The sequence below is a fragment of the Sphingobacterium sp. BN32 genome, from assembly GCF_030503615.1.
Classification (GTDB): Bacteria; Bacteroidota; Bacteroidia; order Sphingobacteriales; family Sphingobacteriaceae; genus Sphingobacterium.
In genome coordinates this window covers 3521305-3542542 of the sequence record NZ_CP129963.1, presented here as the reverse complement: position 1 = coordinate 3542542, position 21238 = coordinate 3521305, and the positions used below count along the sequence as shown (strand labels likewise).

Below are 21238 nucleotides of genomic sequence, written 5' to 3'. Positions count from 1 at the left end.
CGATGTAGATGTCCCACATGCAATTCAGCCCTCTAATAATATCTTTATTTATTGGTTGTAATCTATGCCGAGCAAGAGATACACTCTTCAATCGTCGATTTACGCGTTCTTGTGTAATACAAGGACTTCAATCCTAATTTATGCGCATAGATATAATACTTCGCTAAGTCGCGTGTAGAATCCTTAGAATTCGTGTGAAGGATAGTCGATACCCCTTGGTCAATATGACGTTGGATAACCGAGATCAATTTCAACACTTTCATCTGATCCATATCATAGGCAGACTTGAAGTAGAAGTAGTTGTCGTTCGTTAAGTAAGGCATAGGGTAGTAGGTTGTACTATCTCCGTACTCTCTTACTTCGATGATATCTACAATCGGCATAACAGAAGCCGTAGCATTCATGATGTATGATGTAGACTGGTTAGGAGCGATTGCCAAGCGGTAAGCATGGTAAATACCGTGCTCTTTTACCTGAGCTTTCAAGTTATCCCAATCCTCAACTGTAGGGATATGAACGCCCGCGAATAATTCTTTAACCTTATCTGTTTTTGGTAAGTAATCGCGGTTTAAGTACTTATCGAAGTATGATCCGTCAGCATAAGCAGATTTCTCAAAGCCAACGAATGTTCTACCGCGCTCTTTCGCAATCTCCATAGAAGCTTCGATAGAGTAGTAGTTCATCATCATGAAGAACGTATTTGCAAAGTCTAATGCTTCTGTAGATTCATACATGATGAAGCTCTTCGCTAAATAACCATGTAAGTTCATCGCTCCTAAACCAACAGAATGTAATTCCTTGTTAGCTTTAGCAATCGATGGAACCATCTCGATGTTCGTCACGTCGGTAACTACGGTCAATGCACGCATTGCTGTTTTTACCGTTTCCTTGATGCGTTTGTTGTCCATAACGGTCGCCACGTTCAAAGAACCCAGGTTACAAGAAATACCGTAACGGATGGTATCTTCTTTACCGTAGATATTGATATCCGACACTTCCGAAACCTGCATAATCTCAGTACACAAGTTTGAGAATTTAACCTTTCCAATGCCATTTAAAGCATGCTCGCGGTTGGTGTTCTCTTTGAAGAAGATATATGGATATCCTGATTCTTTTTGTGTCTGTGCAATTTTCACTAATAAGTGACGCGCATTGATTTTTTTCTTTTTAACATTTGGATTGGTGATCAACTCATCGTACATCTCATCCATATCCAACTCGTCCAGGTATTTACCATACTCTTGCATTACCGTGTGTGGGTAAATTAAGTAGCAAGGCTCATCTTTCTCCGCCAATTCCATGAATTTATCAGGAACGATGATACCGATAGACAATGATTTAATACGCACCTTCTCGTCAACGTTGATTTTCTTACAGTCTAAGAACTCTTCGATATCCGAGTGGAAAATATTTAAATATACAGCTCCTGCGCCCGGACGTTGTCCTAATTGATTAGCGTAAGAGAATGTATCTTCCATGATCTTCATGATAGGCAATACACCGCCTGCACGGCCTTCAACACCTTTGATTGCCTCACCACGAGCGCGAATCTTAGAGATGTTAAAAGATACTCCACCACCGATAGATGAAAGCTTCATCGCTGAATCTACCGCATAGCCAATACCGTTCAAGTTATCACCAATTTCATCTAAGAAACAGGAAACCAACTCGCCGGAACGTTTCTTTCCAGCATTCAAGAATGTCGGGGTAGCGGGCTGATATTCTTGATTGATCATGATTTCTGCATACTCGATAGCTTTCTGCACGCCCTCTTCTCTTGCCAAGAACAAAGATACAGCAACAACGCGGTCTTCATAGCGCTCTAAAAATTTCTCGCCAGAGTCATCGCGCAAGGCGTAACTTTGGAAGAATTTAAATGCAGCCATGAACGATTGGAAACGGAATTTCTTAGCGAATACATAGTTGTAAACCTCTTCCATTTGCTCAAATGTAAACCATTCATAGAAATCAATATAATAGTTGTTTTCTATTAAATAATCTACTTTCTCCTTCAATGTGTAAAAGAATACGGTATTCTTATTTACATATTCAAGGAAATAGGCGCGTACAGCCTCTTTATCTTTGTGGAGACTGAACTCGTCATCATGTTTGATCATGATTTCGTTGTTAAGCAATATCCAATTTTTCGCTACCTCGTTTGCTATCATAGTGCTGATTTTTGATGATGTCAATAAATTGATTAATATCTTCCAATGTGCCTGAAAGTTCAAATTTCATTGCCAAAGGAATGGCATAATGGTCCGAAATTTTCTCCGCTGCAATCGCGTAGTTTCGTCCCCAGTTACGGTTACCACTAGAGGTGACCGAGTAAAGGTGCTCAGCGAATTTATTCGCGAAACCCTCCGTCTTATCAGGAACCTTGCCGAAATTGGTGGTATAGGTTACTAAATGACCGGGCTCAGTAATCACCGTATCTTCTTGGATACGGATGGCTGTCCATCCTGTCACCTGGATCACTTTATTGATAAAGCGCTCCACATTGCCTGTTCGTGAGTCGTAATATAGATAAATCATAGATATAGGCTAAATGATTTAATATTATAATGCGATCTGATCTAACTCGGCAGGGTTAAATCCAATGATACGATTCTTAATTTCGTCGTTTTCTAATACGATTACCGTAGGCACCGTTCGAACTTTAAACTTAACTGCTAATTCCGGCTCGTCGAATGGATTAATAGTTTCGTAGGCAATACCTTTGTTGTCTAAGTATGCCGATACCTGTGCGCATGGTGCACAGTCATTTTTTTCGAATTTAATGATTCTTGCCATGTTATATTAAGTTTGAAAATCCCAAGCTCGGTTGTGGAGTTCGGAACTTTGATAAATAAAAAAACGATTGATTGGAGAAGGTTACATTCTCAACAAGAACAAATATCCCATTAATATCTCCAGATACTAAGTGATACTTTTCCACATTCTCCACAACTATCCGCTTAAAACGCGCTTGGCAACACATGGGTAATAATAAGGTGCTGATTTTCAAGGGCTCAAGGATGTGGATAACTTGATATGAGGAATTTGCCACATAAAATTCACCGCAATTTGTTCCGTTTTTTTAGTGTCATTTTATCCTCAAATTATAGGCTTTTTATTCCAATTTGTTATATGAAAATCACATCCAAAATTACAAGAAATTAACCTAAAAATAACCGCCTCTGTAAAAGACTTGTCGCAATAGCCTTTAACCCATTTAATTCAGTATTTTAGGACTTCCAAAAATAACATTGAATTAATATTAACAATTGCATTATGAAAAATTACTTTCTAATAGTCTTTCTTTTGTTAAGTACGCTGGGCTTCGCGCAAGAAAACTTGAGCTACCAAAAGCCATCGGCTGAAATCTTAGCATTGGCAGATTATCAAAGGCCCCCGGCAGTGGTTATTAGCCCCGACAAAAACTGGGTGCTATTCCTATACAGACCAACCTATAAAAGTCTTACTGACCTGGGACAGGCAGAAACACGATTGGCAGGTCTTCGTATGAATGCCGCTACGGGTATGCCAAGCGATGAAGTGTTTTACAACGATATTGATTTGCGCTCGATGGACGGCAAACAAACTTTTGATAAGCTTAACCTCCCTAACAATGCACTGATCGCCAACCTAAGCTTTTCTCCAGATTCAAAAAAAGCAGCTTTTACTATCACTGCAGAAAACGGAACAGCACTTTACGTGTTGGATTTAGCGACACGCAGGATTGATAGATTAACGCGCGAAGAGCTTAATGCGGTACTTGATGCGCCATTCCGTTGGAATCGCACGTCCGACAAATTGCTCGTAAATAAAAGAGTTATTCCGCCCGTACGTCGCATCGATGACAACAACGTTCCTGCCGGACCTATCGTTTCTACGAGCGACGGACAGGTTTCTCAACTGCGTACCTACCAAGATCTATTGAAAACTCCACAAGACGAGGAGCAGTTCATAGAATTGGGCAATTCCCAACTGGTATGGGTTGACTTGCAAGGAAAGGAAGAGAACTTTAAAGGCGCCGATCTATACGTAGGCTCTAGTATTTCACCCGATGGTAATTATGTGATGGTGAGTACCTTAAAAAAGCCATTTTCCTATGTAGTTCCATATTATAACTTCCCGCAGGAAACCAATATTTACGATTTAAAAGGCAATTTGGTTAAAAAGGTCAACGAAACACCTCTGATTGAGGTGATGCCTAAAGGATTCTCTTCGGTAAGACCAGGCAAACGCTCATTTAGCTGGCGCCCCGACAAGGCAGCGACCCTATCTTACGTGGAAGCAATTGATGCTGGTGATGCAAGCAAACCCGCAGAATGGCGCGATGAGCTCTTCAACTGGGAGGCACCATTCAACAATGCTCCTAAATCGTTAATGAAAATAGCAGACCGCTTTGGAGGCGCATTCTACGGGAATGATCAATACGCTTTGGTAAGTTCTCGTTGGTATGATACCAGAAACGTGAAAACATTCTTGCTAAACCCAACGACCGGCGAAACAAAACTGATCGACGATAGGAATAGTCAGGATGTGTATGCTGATCCTGGAAAAGTACACTTGGATAAAAACAATTTCGGAACCTACAGTATGTACATCAACAAAGACAATATCTACTTGATTGGCGATGGATATACGAAAGAGGGAGAGTTTCCTTTTATCGACGAGATGAACCTGAAGACTTTAAAGAAGAAACGCCTATACACGGCGAAGGCTTCTGAAATGCAAGAGCGTATCTCCTCTGTGGTTGATATTAACAAAGGCGATATCATCGTTTCCTTGCAATCGCCAAAGGATTTCCCGAACTATTACAGCAAGAATATCAAATCGGGTAAACAAAGGGCAGTAACCAATATCCAAAACCCATTTAAATCCTTGGAAGCAGTTCATAAGGAAGTGCTGAATTATAAGCGTAAGGATGGCGTGGATCTTTCTGGTACCTTATATCTTCCTGCAGGCTATGACAAGTCGAAAAAGGAGAAATTGCCTTTGCTAATCTGGGCTTACCCGAGAGAATATAAAGACAAGGCTACAGCTGGACAAAGCACCAACAACCCGAAAGAATTTACATTCCCTAACTATGGCTCGTTCGTATATTGGGTATCTAAAGGCTATGCCGTTCTTGACAATGCCGCATTCCCAATCGTTGGCGAGGGCAATGCTGAACCCAACGATACCTTCATCCCTCAATTGGTTGCCAATGCCGAGGCAGCAATTGATGCCGTAGATCAGCTAGGCTATATCGACCGCAGCCGCGTGGCGGTAGGCGGACACTCGTACGGCGCTTTTATGACAGCACACTTGTTGAGTAATTCAAAGCTGTTTGCAGCGGGTATCGCACGTTCTGGCGCCTACAACCGTACGCTAACACCTTTCGGATTCCAAAGCGAGCAACGTAACTTCTGGGACAATCCGGAACTATATGTAACGATGTCGCCATTTATGAGCGCCGACCGTATGAAAACGCCTATGTTGCTAGTACACGGCGCAGCCGACAACAACCCCGGAACATTTACACTACAAACAGAACGCTATTTCCAAGCATTGAAAAACCTAGGCGCACCAGTTCGCATGGTTATTTTACCTCGCGAATCACACGGATATGCCGCCAAAGAAAATATCTTCCACCTGTTATGGGAGCAAGATCAGTTTTTGGAAAAGTATCTGAAGAAAAAGTAGATATTAGATATAACTACTAAATACTAACTACTAACTACTCCCAATTCAAACCCCAATCAAACCCGCTTCCGAGCGGGTTTGATTGGGGTTTGAATTGGGTTTACAAGGGGTTTGAAAGGGAACTGTACTGAACGAGGTCGGACCAGCAAGTGTTGCTTACTGATCTGCTTTTACGTCCATACTTAACCCGTAGTTTCCCCATCCCAAATGGATTTTACCCGTTTGGTCTGCGGTGATTTTTAATCGTTCCAGCGATTCTGTGGTTGTTTCATTTGGCACTTCGACTTTTAGTACATCATCTTTTTCCTCGAATTTGGTTCCCCATTGTTGCCAATTTTTATTGAAGATTAGGGTGCTGCTTTGCTCTCCGGGAATGGTATTTAAGCCATACTTTCCAGCGGGTAGTTTTTGACCGTTTACCGTTACGTTTTTGTCAAATTCGATGGTTGTGGTTTCGTTGGCTCCCGTGCGCCAGCGTTCGCCTGGCTTCACAAGGTCTACGCCTATTTCGCGTCCTTTTAATGAAGGGCTACCATAGCGGATATTGATCGTCACGCCATCGCTGGTGGTCACTGTCGAACTGTCGAGTGGGCTTGCAACTTGTTTCGGTTTATCGGCCTTTGTCATTTTTGCAGCGGGCATCGTTGCCTTCGGCATAGGTGGTTTCTGCGCGTATCCAAACGTGCATAAGAGCAGAAAACTGATTAGGAATGTTATATTTTTCATATGTCCTCCTTTTGGATTAGTATATAAATAGAACAAGTCCTTCCTAAAAAAGTTTGCAGGCTGAAATGTTAAAATATTGAGTATGAATAGGTTTATTGGGTAATGGAAAATGAAAAGGGGCTGCAATGCGCAGCCCCCATTTCTAAATATAAGGAACGGTTAGTTGAACGGTTATACAAGGTATTCAAACAGCGTTTGATCTTTGTTGACTTCGATGAAGTCGAATTTATAAGACTTTAATCGTTCTATAAAGCTGGTATAATCTTTTGGATCGTTGAGCTCTATACCGATCAATGCCGGCCCGCGCTCGCGTTCGGTTTTCTTGATGTACTCAAAGCGCGTAATATCATCCTTCGGTCCTAAAACTTCGGTTACCAGTAAGCGCAAGGCACCGGGACGTTGTGGGAAACGAACGATAAAGTAATGTTTGAAGCCTTCGTAAAGCAGCGACATTTCTTTTATCTCGCTCATGCGATCGATATCATTGTTTCCGCCCGAAACGATACATACGACTTTCTTGCCTTTGATTTCATCTTTATGAAATTCTAAAGCGGCAATCGAGAGTGCTCCGGCTGGTTCTACGACAATCGCATCTTTGTTATACAACTCCAATATGGTTGTACAAATCTTGCCCTCTGGGATGGATTTTACGCTGTCTAACAATTGGCTGCTGATCTCATACGTCAATGCACCGATTTTCTTGACTGCTGCGCCGTCAACAAATTTGTTGATTTGTTCGAGTTCTATTGGACTGCCATTTTCTAAGGCTGCCTGCATGGAGGGTGCCCCTTCCGGTTCTACACCATAGCATTTTACCTTTGGTGCAAACTTCTTCATGTGGTAGCTAACGCCTGAGGACAAGCCTCCTCCGCCAATGGGGATGAATACAGCGTCAATATCCGGTTGATCCTCGAGAATCTCAACAGCTACTGTTCCCTGTCCTTCGATGATCTTGATATCGTCAAATGGAGGGATAAAGGTCATGTTATGCTCTGCAGCATAGGCTAGTGCGCCTTTCTGGCAATCGTCAAAAGTATCGCCCGTAAGAACGATTTCGATGTTGCCATTTCCCCACATTTCTGTTTGGGTAATCTTTTGACGAGGGGTAGGGCCGGGCATGAAAATAACACCCTTGATGTTCAGTCGTTTGCAGGATAGCGCTACGCCTTGGGCATGGTTGCCCGCAGATGCGCATACCACGCCATGCGACAATTCTTCTGCCGTAAGGCTGCTGATTTTATTGAATGCTCCTCTAAGTTTATAGGAGCGAACTACTTGTAGGTCTTCGCGTTTCAGATAGACTTCGGCGCCATACTTCTCAGATAAATGATGGTTGTATTGCAAAGGCGTCCTTTTCACTACATCCTTAATCTGTTCTTTGGCCTGAACGCTATCGATGGTTAAGGTTGATAAATCCAAACTCATGTTGGTATTGATTTGTATTATGGAGTTAAAAGGCTGGAAAACCAGCCTTTTAAAATTATTTTACTAGTGTTAGTAAATCTTCGTCGTTGATGTCTTTCTTCGCATCGGCTAATACTAAGAAACGTTGATAACAATCGGCAAGACTATCTTTGTCTAGGTTGTATCCGAGGCGCTCTAAGTGATGCTTTAAGGCATGGCGTCCGGAGCGTGCCGTAAGGATAATATCGGCTTCTAACAAACCTACATCTTCCGGACGGATAATCTCATAATTCTCTCTGTGTTTTAGGAATCCATCTTGGTGGATACCCGAACTATGAGCGAATGCATTGCGGCCAACGATTGCCTTGTTAGGCTGTACAGGCATGTTCATCATTTCGCTTACTTTGCGGGAAAGCGCAGTGAACATCGTGCTGTCGATGTTGGACGTGATACCACCGAACGATTGCTTGTGAACTTTTAAGATCATGGCAACCTCCTCTAAAGAAGTGTTTCCTGCACGTTCACCAATACCGTTGATCGTACATTCTACCTGACGAGCACCGTTCTGAACAGCAGCGATAGAGTTTGCTGTAGCCAAACCTAGGTCGTTGTGGCAATGTGCAGAGATGATAGCCTGATCAATGTTTTGAACATGATCTTTTAGGTATTTAATTTTAGCACCGTACTGATCTGGCAAACAGTATCCGTTTGTATCGGGGATATTGACAACTGTTGCGCCTGCGCCAATAACGGCTTCGATCATTTGTGCTAAGAATGCTAAATCAGCACGTCCTGCATCTTCCGCATAGAACTCTACGTCTTCAACATAGGATTTGGCGTGTTTCACTGCTTCAACGGCACGTTCTAGGATTTCTTCGCGTGTGCTGTTGAACTTGTACTTGATATGCATGTCGGATGAGCCAATACCGGTGTGTATTCTTGGTCGCTTGGCATATTTCAACGCTTCAGCAGCTACATCAATATCGTTTTTGTTAGCACGGGTCAGTGCACAGATAATTACATCGTTGACAGCTTTTGATAATTCCACTACAGATTGGAAATCGCCAGGGCTAGATACAGGGAAGCCAGCCTCAATGATATCGACGCCTAAGCGTTCCAAATCTTTGGCAATCTCGACTTTCTCTGGTGTCGTTAATTGACATCCCGGTACTTGTTCTCCATCTCTTAAGGTAGTGTCGAAAATGTATAAGTGATTAGGATCGTGTAACATATCGTTTCTATTTATGTTTATTCCTTGGTTTATTTACTTGATGAATTCTAATACTTTAGTGCCCATTTCATTGGTGCCTAATATTTTGTCGGCAGGAGTTTCTGCATTGGCGATATCGCCTGTTCTCCAGCCAGCTTTCAACGTGTCAGCAACGGCTTGCGTTACTGTTTTTGCTTCTTCCTGTAATCCGAAAGCGATGTCCAACATCAATGCTGCGGATAGGATAGAGGCTAATGGGTTAGCTTTGTTCTGTCCTGCGATATCATGTGCTGAGCCGTGGATAGGTTCGAAAAATCCAGTACCATCGCCCATCGATGCTGAAGCTAGCATACCCATAGAGCCGGCGATCTGCGACGCTTCGTCGGTGAGGATATCCCCGAAAAGGTTCGCTGTAAGCACAACGTCGAATTTCTTAGGATTTTTCACTAACTGCATTGCTGCATTATCAATGAACATGTGCTCTGTTTCTACGTCGCTGTACTCTTGAGCAAGCTCTTGTACCACTTCGCGCCATAGTCTGGATGTTTCTAATACATTGGCTTTATCAACGGAGCATAGTTTTTTGCTACGTGTTCTCGCTGCTTCAAAAGCTTTACGCGCAATGCGCTCTACTTCATAGCGATGATAGTTCATTAAATCAGATGCGAAAGTGTTGTCCTCGTTGCGGTTTTTTTCGCCGAAGTACACATCGCCAGTTAATTCGCGGAAGAAAAGGATATCTGTTCCACGTAAAACCTCAGGCTTTAGGCTGGAAGCATCCAATAGCTCATCGAATAATAGGATCGGGCGAAGGTTAGCATATAAGCCCAATTCTTTACGTATTTTCAATAGTCCCTGCTCCGGGCGTACCTTTGCCGAAGGGTCGTTGTCATATTTTGCATGTCCAATAGCACCGAAAAGAATAGCATCTGAGGATTTCGCTTTTTCTAATGTCTCGTCTGGCAGTGGATTTCCGGTAGCTTCAATGGCTGTATGACCCATAATCGCTTCGTCAAAAACGAACTCATGGCCGTATTTTTCTGCAATTGCTTCTAATACTTGTTTTCCCCAAGTCGTTACTTCTTGTCCAATTCCATCTCCCGGAATAATAAGAATGTTCTTTCTCATATACTATAAAACGTTTTCTACTTTATGTTCAATGGCTTTTACTTCGCCACGCTCTAATACAATTCTATGTTCGATGCAGTTGGGCAGTTGGCTTTCATAATGGCCAACATAGATTAACGTTTTGCCGTATTGGCAAAGCTCGTCGACTACATCGTTAAAATACTTGGCCTGTGTGGTGTCTAATCCCTGACAAGGCTCATCCAGCACCAAGAGGGGCGGATTTTTGATAATGCTTCTGGCCAGCATGGCCAGTCGCTGCTTCCCGAGGGGAAGCGTATGGAGCAATTGATCTTTATGTTCGGTAAGATCAAAGAAATCCATGAGTTCTTCAATTTGTTTTTTCTCCTGAAACTTCACATCGATAAACCATCCGATGCTATCGTAGAATCCAGAAGCTAGGGTATGCCATACGGTCGCCTGCTGATCAAAATACCAGTGCATCTCGGGCGAGATCATGCCGATCTTCTCTTTGATGTCCCAAATACTTTCGCCAGATCCCCGAGGATTGCCGAATAGCGATATGGATAAACCGTAAGATTGCGGGTGGTCGCCATTGATCAAGCTCAATAGAGTTGACTTTCCGGAGCCATTCGGTCCTTGTAATAACCATTTTTCGCCTACTTTGACAGACCAGGAAACCTTTTTCAAGACTTCCTTTTCACCATATCGGATGACGACGTCTTTTAACTCCGCAATATGCGAATACGGGGTCTCAGGGATAGCTTTCAGGAAGTTGGGCAATGGTTTCTTTATGCGTTGCGCGTCTTGCAATACATCGTCTAGGCTATCTGCTTTTTCAATACGGCCATCTACAAGCTGTACGATGGAATTGATACCCTGAGGCAATTGCTTGTCATTGGTAATCAATAGCAACTGAACGCCCTCAGCGATTAATTCGTCAAGCCATTCGTTTAGTACCGCGCGAGAACTGGTGTCAAGGCCGGTGTAAGGTTCATCGATGATGAGCAACTGCGGTTTCTGCCAAAGTCCTTTAACTAATTGTAGCTTCTTGTGCTCTCCGCTTGATAACTCAATCAATTGCGATTGCTGAACATTATCGAATCCGAAAGCTTTTATTTTTTCTTGGATATCAGAAAAACTTAGACCTTCTTTTTCGGCGAAGTGCATTAATTCTGCATGCACCGTCAGTGTATCATGCCCTTGATGACGATTATAGCGCTGTTGGTAGTAGAAATTACGGTCGCCTTCAAGATTGGTAAACTGATACCAATTGGCGATGTATACTGTTTTTTGAGCTAGAGAGCTGGACAGGTCGTAGTTGATTTCCACCTGTCCAGTTCCTTTGATAAGCCCAGCTATGGCTTTCGCTAAGCTAGTCTTGCCCGAGCCGGATTTACCAGCTAATACAATCTGTTCGCCGTTTGCAATGGTCCATGACAAATCCTGCAAAACGGAATGCCTTCCGTATGCGAGTGAAAAGTCTCGAATATGGACCGTTACTGCCATTATCTAGCTGCTTCGAAGTTTTCTATTTCTGCTTTATGGCTTAAGATGAAGTCGATATCATCATAACCATTGATTAAGCATGATTTCTTGTAAGGATTAATTTCAAAGGTGAATTGATCGCCTGTTTCGGCAATCCTTAGTGTTTGTGCCTCTAAATCGACAACAAGCTCGGTATCCGGATTAACAAACACCTTGTCGAAGATTTTCTCTAGGAATTCCTCTGAAACTGTGATAGGCAATACGCCATTGTTCAAGGCATTTCCTTTGAAAATATCCGCGAAGAACGAGCTGACAACTACATCAAATCCGTAATCCTGTATAGCCCATGCAGCATGCTCACGGGAGGAACCACATCCGAAGTTCTTTCCAGCAACAAGAATCTTTCCGGTGTAGGTAGGGTTGTTCATCACGAAGTCAACCTTCGGTTGATCGTAACTGTCGAATCGCCAGTCACGGAATAAGTTATTACCGAAGCCTTCGCGTGTTGTCGCTTTTAAGAAACGCGCCGGGATGATCTGATCGGTATCTATGTTTTCTATCGGTAGAGGGACTACACGAGAGGATAGTTTTTCAAATTTTTTCATCTCTTTATTAATTATGCTTTCGAGGAATGTTAGAATTAAATGTAATGTTCGACCTTAGGAAAAGGATCGTAAAAGTGATGTAACAGCTTTTTCCAATCCTGATATACTTCTGATTGTCTGAATCCAATCGTATGATCTTCTAGGGTTTTCCAATTGACAAGCAAGATATATTGATGATCATGCTCTATACATTTTCTTAATTCATGGTTTATATATCCATCAATGGACTGAATGATTGCTTCTGCTTGTTGAAAAGCCTTCTCAAATTCGTTAGAAAGACCGGGCTTAATCTGTAGGATGGCAACCTCCAATACCATAGACGGAAATCCTCGTTGTTATACCAATTCTCTTACGTCTACAATTTTGCCAGTCACTGCCGCCGCTGCTGCAGTCAATGGGCTTACTAACATCGTACGAGCATTTGGCCCCTGACGTCCTTCGAAGTTTCTGTTAGAAGTCGAAACACAGTATTTACCTGCTGGAATCTTGTCTTCGTTCATGCCCAGACATGCAGAACATCCAGGCTCACGAAGCATGAAGCCTGCGGCTTCAAATACCTTGTCGATACCTTCCTCTTTTGCCTGTGCTTCTACTTGTTTCGATCCTGGAACAATCCAAACTTCTACATTGTCGGCTTTCTTTTTGCCCTGAACGAAGGCAGCGACCTGACGTAGATCTTCGATACGAGAGTTTGTACAGCTTCCAATAAAGACATAATCAACAGGTTTGCCGATTACAGAATCGCCATCATGAAATCCCATGTAATCTAGCGCTTTCTGATACGACGGACGCTCATTCTCAGGTTGAGAATCTGTGGTTGGGATATGTTCCGTAATGCCGATCCCCATACCCGGGTTAGTACCGTAAGTAATCATCGGTTGTATATCTGCAGCATCAAATGTTAATACTTCATCGAATTGTGCATCTTCGTCTGAGTATAGTGTTTTCCAATAAGCCAATGCTTTATCCCATTCTTCGCCTTTTGGAGCAAATTCTCTGCCCTTGATATATTCGAACGTCGTTTCATCAGGTGCGATTAAACCACCACGAGCACCCATTTCGATACTCATATTACAGATCGTCATTCGGCCTTCCATACTTAAAGAGCGAATCGCTGAACCTGCGTATTCAACAAAATATCCTGTTCCACCAGCAGCGGAGATCTTCGAAATAATGTAAAGGATGATATCCTTCGCACCGACTCCATTGCCTAATTCACCATTGACCTCGATCTTCATGGTCTTTGGTTTTTGTTGCAATAAACATTGTGTAGCAAATACCTGCTCAACCTGTGAAGTACCAATACCAAATGCAATAGCGCCGAAAGCACCATGTGTTGAAGTATGGCTATCCCCACACACCATTGTTTTTCCGGGAAGTGTAATACCTAATTCAGGACCTATAACATGGACAATCCCCTGGTAAGGGTGGCCTAAGCCGTATAGTTCAATGCCGAATTCTTTACAGTTTTTTGTAAGCATATCTACCTGATAGCGAGATAGCTCTTCTTTTATCGGAAGGTGCTGATCTAATGTAGGCACATTATGGTCAGCGGTGGCTACCGTTTGTTGAGGTCTGAATACCGGTAGTCCTCTTTTGCGTAATCCATCGAACGCCTGCGGAGAGGTCACTTCATGGATTAGATGGGTATCGATATATAACATATCTGGAAACCCTTCAGCACGCTTGACGACATGTGCATCCCAAATTTTTTCTACTAATGTTTTTCCCATTTCTTTTATTGAACTGTTTGGTTTTAATTGTAAATGGGGTAAAATTATGAGATTATTAATTTTACCCCATTGAAAGCTATCTAATTTACGAAAAATTTAAATAGTTTTAATAGCTTTCATGGCAGTCATCGCTTTACGCAATTTTCTACCCACTACTTCAACCTCGTGATTACGTAATTGCTCATTAACCTGAACCAATGTAATATTGTCTACCGATCCGTCTTTGCCTTCGTTGTAGTTTTTACCAACAACATCCGTGTCGATTTTGCTCATGAAATCCTTCAATAACGGTTTACATGCCTGATCGAATAGGTAACAACCGTATTCTGCCGTATCGGAGATAACACGGTTCATCTCGAATAATTTCTTACGAGCAATAGTATTTGCGATCAATGGCGTCTCGTGTAATGATTCGTAGTATGCCGATTCTGGTTTGATACCCGCGTCTACCATCGTTTCGAATGCTAATTCAACTCCCGCACGAACAAAAGCAGACATCAATAAGTAGTTGTCAAAGTATTCTTGCTCGTCGATTTTAACATCGCCAGCGGCAGTTTTTTCAAATGCGGTCTCTCCAGTTTCTGCTCTCCATTTCAATAGGTTAGCATCGCCATTCGCCCAGTCTTCCATCATCGTTTTACTGAAGTGACCTGACATAATATCGTCTTGGTGCTTTTGGAATAACGGACGCATAATGTCTTTCAATTCCTCCGATAATTGGAAAGCTTTCACTTTCGCCGGATTGCTCAAGCGATCGAACATACCGCTTACACCACCATGCTTTAATGCTTCTGTGATTACTTCCACACCGTATTGAACAAGTTTAGCTGCATAGCCAGCGTCGATTCCTTTTTCGACCATTTTGTCGAAAGAAAGGATAGAGCCTGTTTGCAATAAACCACAAAGGATAGTTTGCTCGCCCATTAAGTCTGATTTTACTTCCGCTACGAAAGATGATTTCAAGACTCCCGCGCGGTGGCCACCTGTTCCAACACAGTAGGCTTTTGCTTCTGCCCAGCCTTTTCCTTGCGGATCATTCTCCGGGTGAACAGCAATTAGCGTCGGTACTCCGAATCCTCTCAAGTATTCTGCGCGAACCTCAGAGCCTGGACATTTTGGTGCAACCATGATAACGGTAATATCCTTACGGATCTGCATACCTTCTTCTACGATATTGAAACCGTGCGAATAAGATAAGGTAGCTCCTTCTTTCATCAATGGCATTACAGCATTGATTACGGAGGTATGTTGTTTATCTGGAGTTAAGTTGATTACTAAGTCAGCAGTAGGGATAAGCTCCTCGTAAGTTCCTACGTTGAAGTTGTTATCCGTTGCATTTTTCCAAGAATCTCTTTTTTGTTCAATAGCTTCTTTACGTAAAGCATAAGATACATCTAAACCACTATCTCTTAGGTTTAAACCTTGGTTTAAGCCTTGAGCACCACATCCTACGATTACGATCTTTTTACCTTTTAAAGCATTTACGCCATCATTGAATTCCGAAGAATCCATAAACTCTGCTACACCTAATTGGTTTAACTGCTCTCTAAGAGGTAATGTGTTGAAATAATTTGCCATTGCTGTACTGTTTAAAATATTTTCTTTTTAGATTGATTATTGATTGTTGATTATACGTTTTTGTGCTACTGCATATCCAAAATGCAGATTGTCATGACCGATAGAGGTCGTTAATACATCTTCGATGTTATTCATCGTCGCACCATAGGTAGCAGTATCATACGCTGTAATAATATCGAATACGCCTTCCTTGTAATCATTTTCGATATCCTCGATAGTCGATAGGGCTAATGCCTTCAATTCGTCGACTTCTGCTTGCTCCACAAAGTAAGAGGGCTTCGTGCCTTTTGCATAAGCATCCACATACTTTACCCAGCTTACACCTTCTTTAATACCCGTGCGTGTATAGCTCAGCGTCTGTGCGCTGACAACGATATGTCCGAAGTTCCATATGATATTATTATTAAAACCCGCAGGCACTTCGTTCAATTGTTCTAGGCTAAGTTCTTCGATTAATTTGATGAAAGCACGACGACTCTCGAATATGAATTTAAATACATTTTCCATCTGCATCCCAACTTACATAGTAAATACATCATCACGTTGATCCAAGAACTCGTTTTCAACGATTTCCGGAGCCGGCTCTTCGCGTTCGAACTGCTTAAGTTTCTTGTGGAAGCCTGCGCTATCTTTAATGATAGCGATACGAGCGCCACGCACAAATTCGATAAGCTTATACTTGCCAAGTTCTTCCGTTAGGCGGTCGATCTCTTCACGATGTCCTGCTGTTTCGAATACGATGTAGTCATTACGGATAACAACAACGTTAGCACCGTATTGACGTAATAGACGCTCAACATAAGCTTTCTCAGCAATTACATCTGCCGGAACCTTATATAAAGCCTGTTCTTGCCAGATTAACTCATCGTTCGTATTGAAATAAGCTTTCAATACTTCCACTTGTTTTTCAATCTGGCGGCATAGCTTGCGAACAACCTCTTCCGATTCTGTAATTAGAATCGTGAAGCGGTGTATATTTTCCACCTCAGAAGGGGAGGTGTTTAAACTTTCGATATTGATTTTACGGCGCGAGAAGATCCCGGTGATACGGCCGATCATCCCGATAGTATTTTCCGTGTAAACAGTTATTGTATATTCTTGCTTTTCCATTTTACTTCAATCTGATTTCAGAAACACTCGTTCCTTGTGCAACCATCGGGAATACGTTGTTCTCTTTCCCCACCATCACTTCCAATAGGTAAGAGCCATCATGCTCTAGCATTGTCTTTAATGCTGATTTCAAGTGCTGACGCTCCGCTACTTTGTTTCCGTCGATATAATATCCTTTCGCTACAGCAACAAAGTCAGGGCTCGTGATATTCACAAAGGAATAACGTTTGTCGTGGAACAACTGCTGCCATTGGCGAACCATTCCTAAAAACTCATTGTTTAAGATGAGGATCTTCACTTTCGCACCAAACTGCATGATGGTTCCAAGCTCTTGAATGGTCATCTGTATACCGCCATCGCCGATGATCGCAATGACATCACGATCAGGAGCTCCATACCAAGCACCGATTGCTGCAGGCAAACCGAAGCCCATTGTTCCTAATCCTCCTGAAGTAACACTCGATTTTGATAGGTTGTATTTCGCATAACGACAAGCTACCATCTGATGCTGACCAACGTCAGTAACAATAACAGCATTACCACCCGTTAACTCATTAAGCTCACGAACAACTTCGCCCATGGTCATGACATCAGTTGTTGGATTAAGTTCTTCTTGGATTACTTCCTTGATCTCCTCTTTTTCTAACTCGCGGAACTGCTGTAACCACGCACTATGATCCACCTTGTCTAATAAGGCAGTCAACATCGGTAGTGTTTCTTTACAGTCCCCCCAAACAGGTACTGCCGCTTTCACATTCTTGTCGATCTCCGCAGGGTCGATATCTAAATGAATAACTTTCGCCTGTTTTGCATATTTGTCTAAACGACCGGTTACACGGTCATCGAAACGCATCCCGATAGCGATTAATACGTCGCACTCATTCGTCATCACGTTTGGCGCATAGTTACCATGCATCCCTAACATTCCTACATGTAATGGGTGGTCAGTTGCTAGGGCGCTTAAGCCCATCACGGTAGCCGCAGCAGGGAATCCGCTTTTTTCGATAAATCGCTGGAATTCCTCCTCGGCTTTACCTAGGATAACCCCCTGGCCAAACAATACGAATGGTTTCTTTGCCGCATTGATTACGCGCGCTGCTTCTTCTACATATTCCTTACGAACAATAGGAGCAGGGCGGTAAGAGCGGATATGATTGCACTTAGCATAGCCTTCATAATCGAAAAGCTGCAACTGCGCATTCTTGGTAATATCAATTAATACTGGCCCCGGACGTCCGGTGCGAGCAATATAAAATGCTTTCGCTAGTACACTTGGAATCTCATTAGCATCAGTAACCTGGTAGTTCCACTTTGTGACCGGGGTAGTAATGTTAATCACGTCAGTTTCCTGGAATGCATCTGTCCCTAGCAATGAAGCAAATACCTGACCTGTAACACAGACCACTGGATTGCTATCAATCATCGCATCCGCCAAACCTGTAACTAGGTTTGTAGCGCCCGGACCGCTTGTTGCAAAAGCCACACCCACACGTCCTGATGTTCGTGCGTATCCTTGTGCAGCATGAATTCCACCCTGTTCGTGACGCACCAAAATATGCTTCAATTTATCATTGTAATCATACAATGCATCATAAATTGGCATAATTGCACCACCCGGATACCCGAATACGGTATCCACCCCCTCGTGGATTAAGGCCTCTAAAACCGCTTGCGAACCACTGATCTGTGTATTTGCCGCAATAGTAGTAGCTTCCAAAGTTTCCGTTTTTTCAAGTGTACTCATTATTTATTGAATTTAGACATTGGCCCTTTCAGATAAGACAGCTTGCTTGTCTATTTGCCCAATGTATATTAAAATTTAATGTTCAAATTCTATTGTCTTGATGTGTATATTGTTCCTCGATTACCTATAGTGATAAAACCCGCTATAATATCTCAGATCTAATATCTTACATCTAATTACATATCTGTCACACAACCCTCTGAAGCGTTTGCTACCGTCTTCGCGTATTTGTATAAAACGCCTTTCGTTACTTTCAGCGCTGGCTGTGTCCAATTTTCACGGCGTTTAGCGATTTCCTCGTCCGAAACTTTCAGGTTAATTGTATTGTTTACCGCGTCGATTTCAATAACGTCATCATCCTGAACCAGGCCAATCAATCCACCTTCATATGCTTCAGGTGTGATATGTCCAACGACGAATCCGTGTGTTCCGCCAGAGAAGCGACCGTCAGTAATCAATGCCACGGATGTGCCTAAGCCTGCGCCAATAATCAACGAAGTTGGTTTCAACATTTCCGGCATTCCGGGAGCCCCTTTAGGACCTTCGTTTTTGATGACAATAACATCGCCCGGCTTAATTCTGCCTGTCGATACACCTGCCACTAAATCGTGTTCTCCGTCAAATACGCGTGCAGGACCCGTAAATTTCTCACCTTCCTTACCCGATATCTTCGCAACAGAACCTAACTCTGCTAAGTTGCCGTATAGAATCTGTAAGTGTCCCGTTGCTTTGATAGGTTTTGCCAATGGCTGGATGATAGGCTGATTGTAGTCCATAATAGACTTCACATCCGCTAAGTTTTCCGCCATCGTCTTACCCGTTACAGTCAAGCAGTCGCCATGTAACAAACCTTCATCCAATAAATAGCGAAGCACTGCAGGGATACCGCCGTACTGATGTAAATCTTGCATCAGATACTTTCCTGAGGGTTTGAAATCCGCTAATACCGGTGTCTCGTCCGACATGCGTTGGAAATCATCCGGCGAGATATCGACCCCTACAGATTTACCCATCGCGATAAAGTGCAATACCGCATTTGTTGAACCACCTAGAATAACAATCGTACGCATTGCATTCTCGAAAGCTTTGCGCGTCATGATGTCCGAAGGTTTAATATCTTTTTCTAATAGAATGCGGATGTACTTTCCGACTTCTAAACATTCTTCTTGTTTTTCTTTCGATGTCGCTGGGTTAGAAGAGGAGTAAGGTAAGCTCATACCCATCGCTTCGATTGCTGAAGCCATGGTATTCGCTGTATACATACCGCCGCAAGCGCCTGCGCCCGGACAGGTGTGTCTGATCACCCCATCATAATCCTCATCGGAAATCGTACCTGCAACCTTTTTTCCTAAAGCTTCGAATGCGGATACAATGTTCAGTTCCTCACCCTTATAATGGCCAGGGGCAATTGTACCGCCGTATACCATAATTGCAGGACGGTTTAAGCGACCCATCGCCATAATCGCACCAGGCATATTCTTGTCACAGCCAGGAATGGCAACAACTCCATCATAGTATTGACCGCCACAGATCGTTTCGATGCTATCTGCAATAACATCGCGGGAAACGAGTGAATAGCGCATTCCGTCCGTACCATTGCTCATCCCGTCACTCACTCCAATTGTTCCAAAGGTCAGGCCCACCAAGTCGCTCTCCCAAATTCCTTTTTTGACGACTTTCGCCAAATCATTCAGGTGCATATTACAGGTGTTCCCATCATAACCCATACTCGCAATACCTACTTGTGCTTTCTCCATGTCTGCATCGGTCAAACCGATACCATAAAGCATAGCCTTCGCCGCTGGTTGCGTCTGATCTTGCGTAAAGATCTTGCTGTATTTGTTGATTCCCTTTTCGTTATCAGATGATGACTTCATAATTCTCTTGCTCTAATACTAAGTTTTTATATTTTCGTTGGATAGATGCGCCAATGCTGTCTTCCCATGCTTCCGGATAAACAACTTGGTCTACTTGATTTATTCCTATAATGCCCGCTGCGGTGCCACTTAAGAAAGCGCTATCAGCTTCATAGACGTCTTGAACAGACAATCTCTTTTCGATGATATCAAAGTTTAATCCTTTGCAGATATCAATAACGGTCTGGCGTGTAATCCCAGGGAAGATATTCCCCAATGGCGGGGTGTATATTTTAAAGTCTTTCTCGATAAATAAGTTCTCGCTCGAAGCTTGCGCGACAAAGCCTTCCTGATCCACCAATAAGGCCTCATCAAAACCATGCTGTATCGCATCGCTGGTCGCTAGGATAGAGTTGATAAACTGTCCGGATACTTTCGCTCCGACAGGAAAGGATTTGGGATTCGGACGCTCGATCTTTGAGATGTTTACTTTTAATAGGTTCTGTCCTAAATAAGGTCCCCATTCCCAAGCAGCAATCATGATGTTTGCCGAGGTTGCTGAGGTCAAGTGCATATTGGATCCCGAATAGATCAATGGGCGGATGTATGCCGAACGTAGGTTGTTAACCTCCAATAGTTCATACGTCTTCTCAATAAGCTCACGATTATTCCATGTATAAGGCAATCCGATTGCCTCACATGATTTCTTCAATCGCTCGTAGTGTTCTTCTGCCTTAAAGATGCGTGTGCCGTTATGTGTGCTATATGCGCGCAATCCCTCGAATGCGCCATAGCCATAATGTAGCGATTGACCGAATAAGTCAACACCGGCGCTGCTCGCTTTGACAAAGCGGTTGTTTAAGTAGATTAGGGTGTCTTGATTATAGTACTGCATACACTTCTTTTTTTGTTACCTAAATCGAACTATTTATCCGGTTTACACTTACTGTGATTTAATCACTTTGTAAGTTACTCCGATTTAAAATTTCTTACAATAGGCAAATAAAGTATTTTCATTAAGTTTA

At 42.8% G+C, this 21238-nt stretch carries 18 protein-coding genes; 1 reads left to right on the top strand and 17 read right to left on the bottom strand.

Features of this window, described 5'->3' with window-relative positions; all coding sequences use genetic code 11:
* Positions 1-62: 62 nt before the first annotated feature.
* From nrdE to QYC40_RS14960, 3 genes are read right to left on the bottom strand one after another with little or no spacing between them, the layout of a single operon-like run.
* Positions 63-2168 carry a class 1b ribonucleoside-diphosphate reductase subunit alpha gene (gene nrdE, locus QYC40_RS14970; RefSeq protein WP_301990934.1) on the bottom strand — a complete coding sequence of 702 codons (2106 nt, stop codon included), beginning with the start codon at positions 2166-2168 and terminating at the stop codon, positions 63-65.
* Positions 2128-2535 carry a class Ib ribonucleoside-diphosphate reductase assembly flavoprotein NrdI gene (nrdI, locus tag QYC40_RS14965; protein ID WP_187773969.1) on the bottom strand — a complete coding sequence of 136 codons (408 nt, stop codon included), beginning with the start codon at positions 2533-2535 and terminating at the stop codon, positions 2128-2130. The genes nrdE and nrdI overlap by 41 nt, the downstream gene beginning before the upstream one ends.
* A 24-nt stretch (positions 2536-2559) precedes the next feature.
* Positions 2560-2793 carry a glutaredoxin family protein gene (locus tag QYC40_RS14960; protein ID WP_149524904.1) on the bottom strand — a complete coding sequence of 78 codons (234 nt, stop codon included), beginning with the start codon at positions 2791-2793 and terminating at the stop codon, positions 2560-2562.
* A gap of 480 nt (positions 2794-3273) precedes the next feature.
* Here QYC40_RS14960 and QYC40_RS14955 point away from each other — a divergent pair, with 480 nt between their 5' ends.
* On the top strand, positions 3274-5673 hold the full coding sequence (locus tag QYC40_RS14955) for a S9 family peptidase (protein WP_301990933.1): 2400 nt from the start codon (positions 3274-3276) through the stop codon (positions 5671-5673).
* A 156-nt stretch (positions 5674-5829) separates the two neighbouring features.
* On the opposite strand, the gene QYC40_RS14950 is transcribed toward QYC40_RS14955, so the two are convergent.
* The 14 genes from QYC40_RS14950 to QYC40_RS14885 all read right to left on the bottom strand — a co-directional run bounded on the left by QYC40_RS14950 (position 5830) and on the right by QYC40_RS14885 (position 21108).
* Positions 5830-6399, bottom strand: coding sequence for a DUF2911 domain-containing protein (locus QYC40_RS14950; RefSeq protein ID WP_301990932.1), 570 nt, complete (start codon positions 6397-6399; stop codon positions 5830-5832).
* A 171-nt stretch (positions 6400-6570) separates the two neighbouring features.
* Positions 6571-7824, bottom strand: coding sequence for a threonine ammonia-lyase IlvA (gene ilvA, locus QYC40_RS14945; protein WP_301990930.1), 1254 nt, complete (start codon positions 7822-7824; stop codon positions 6571-6573).
* Positions 7825-7879: 55 nt separating this feature from the next.
* Positions 7880-9034, bottom strand: a complete 1155-nt coding sequence (locus QYC40_RS14940) for a 2-isopropylmalate synthase (protein WP_301990928.1) — start codon at positions 9032-9034, stop codon at positions 7880-7882.
* A 33-nt stretch (positions 9035-9067) separates the two neighbouring features.
* On the bottom strand, positions 9068-10141 hold the full coding sequence (leuB, locus tag QYC40_RS14935) for a 3-isopropylmalate dehydrogenase (protein WP_301990927.1): 1074 nt from the start codon (positions 10139-10141) through the stop codon (positions 9068-9070).
* A 3-nt stretch (positions 10142-10144) separates the two neighbouring features.
* Positions 10145-11608, bottom strand: coding sequence for an ATP-binding cassette domain-containing protein (locus QYC40_RS14930; protein WP_301990925.1), 1464 nt, complete (start codon positions 11606-11608; stop codon positions 10145-10147).
* Complete coding sequence (gene leuD, locus QYC40_RS14925; RefSeq protein ID WP_301990923.1) at positions 11608-12192, bottom strand: 3-isopropylmalate dehydratase small subunit; 585 nt, start codon at positions 12190-12192, stop codon at positions 11608-11610. The genes QYC40_RS14930 and leuD overlap by 1 nt, the downstream gene beginning before the upstream one ends.
* A gap of 35 nt (positions 12193-12227) precedes the next feature.
* Positions 12228-12509, bottom strand: a complete 282-nt coding sequence (locus QYC40_RS14920; protein WP_301990922.1) for an antibiotic biosynthesis monooxygenase — start codon at positions 12507-12509, stop codon at positions 12228-12230.
* A gap of 18 nt (positions 12510-12527) precedes the next feature.
* On the bottom strand, positions 12528-13925 hold the full coding sequence (gene leuC / locus QYC40_RS14915; RefSeq protein WP_301990920.1) for a 3-isopropylmalate dehydratase large subunit: 1398 nt from the start codon (positions 13923-13925) through the stop codon (positions 12528-12530).
* A 96-nt stretch (positions 13926-14021) separates the two neighbouring features.
* Positions 14022-15503, bottom strand: coding sequence for a ketol-acid reductoisomerase (ilvC, locus tag QYC40_RS14910; RefSeq protein WP_149524920.1), 1482 nt, complete (start codon positions 15501-15503; stop codon positions 14022-14024).
* Between the two features lie 36 nt (positions 15504-15539).
* A complete protein-coding gene (locus QYC40_RS14905) occupies positions 15540-16010 on the bottom strand; it encodes a DinB family protein (protein ID WP_301990919.1) in 471 nt (156 codons plus the stop codon).
* A gap of 12 nt (positions 16011-16022) precedes the next feature.
* Positions 16023-16613 carry an acetolactate synthase small subunit gene (gene ilvN / locus QYC40_RS14900; RefSeq protein WP_260039555.1) on the bottom strand — a complete coding sequence of 197 codons (591 nt, stop codon included), beginning with the start codon at positions 16611-16613 and terminating at the stop codon, positions 16023-16025.
* Between the two features lies 1 nt (position 16614).
* On the bottom strand, positions 16615-18357 hold the full coding sequence (gene ilvB / locus QYC40_RS14895; protein ID WP_301990917.1) for a biosynthetic-type acetolactate synthase large subunit: 1743 nt from the start codon (positions 18355-18357) through the stop codon (positions 16615-16617).
* Between the two features lie 176 nt (positions 18358-18533).
* Positions 18534-20234: a dihydroxy-acid dehydratase gene (ilvD, locus tag QYC40_RS14890; protein WP_301990915.1), complete on the bottom strand. Its 1701-nt coding sequence runs from the start codon at positions 20232-20234 to the stop codon at positions 18534-18536.
* Positions 20218-21108 (bottom strand): branched-chain amino acid transaminase, encoded by an 891-nt coding sequence (locus QYC40_RS14885; RefSeq protein WP_301990914.1) that lies wholly within the window; start codon positions 21106-21108, stop codon positions 20218-20220. The genes ilvD and QYC40_RS14885 overlap by 17 nt, the downstream gene beginning before the upstream one ends.
* Positions 21109-21238 lie beyond the last annotated feature (130 nt).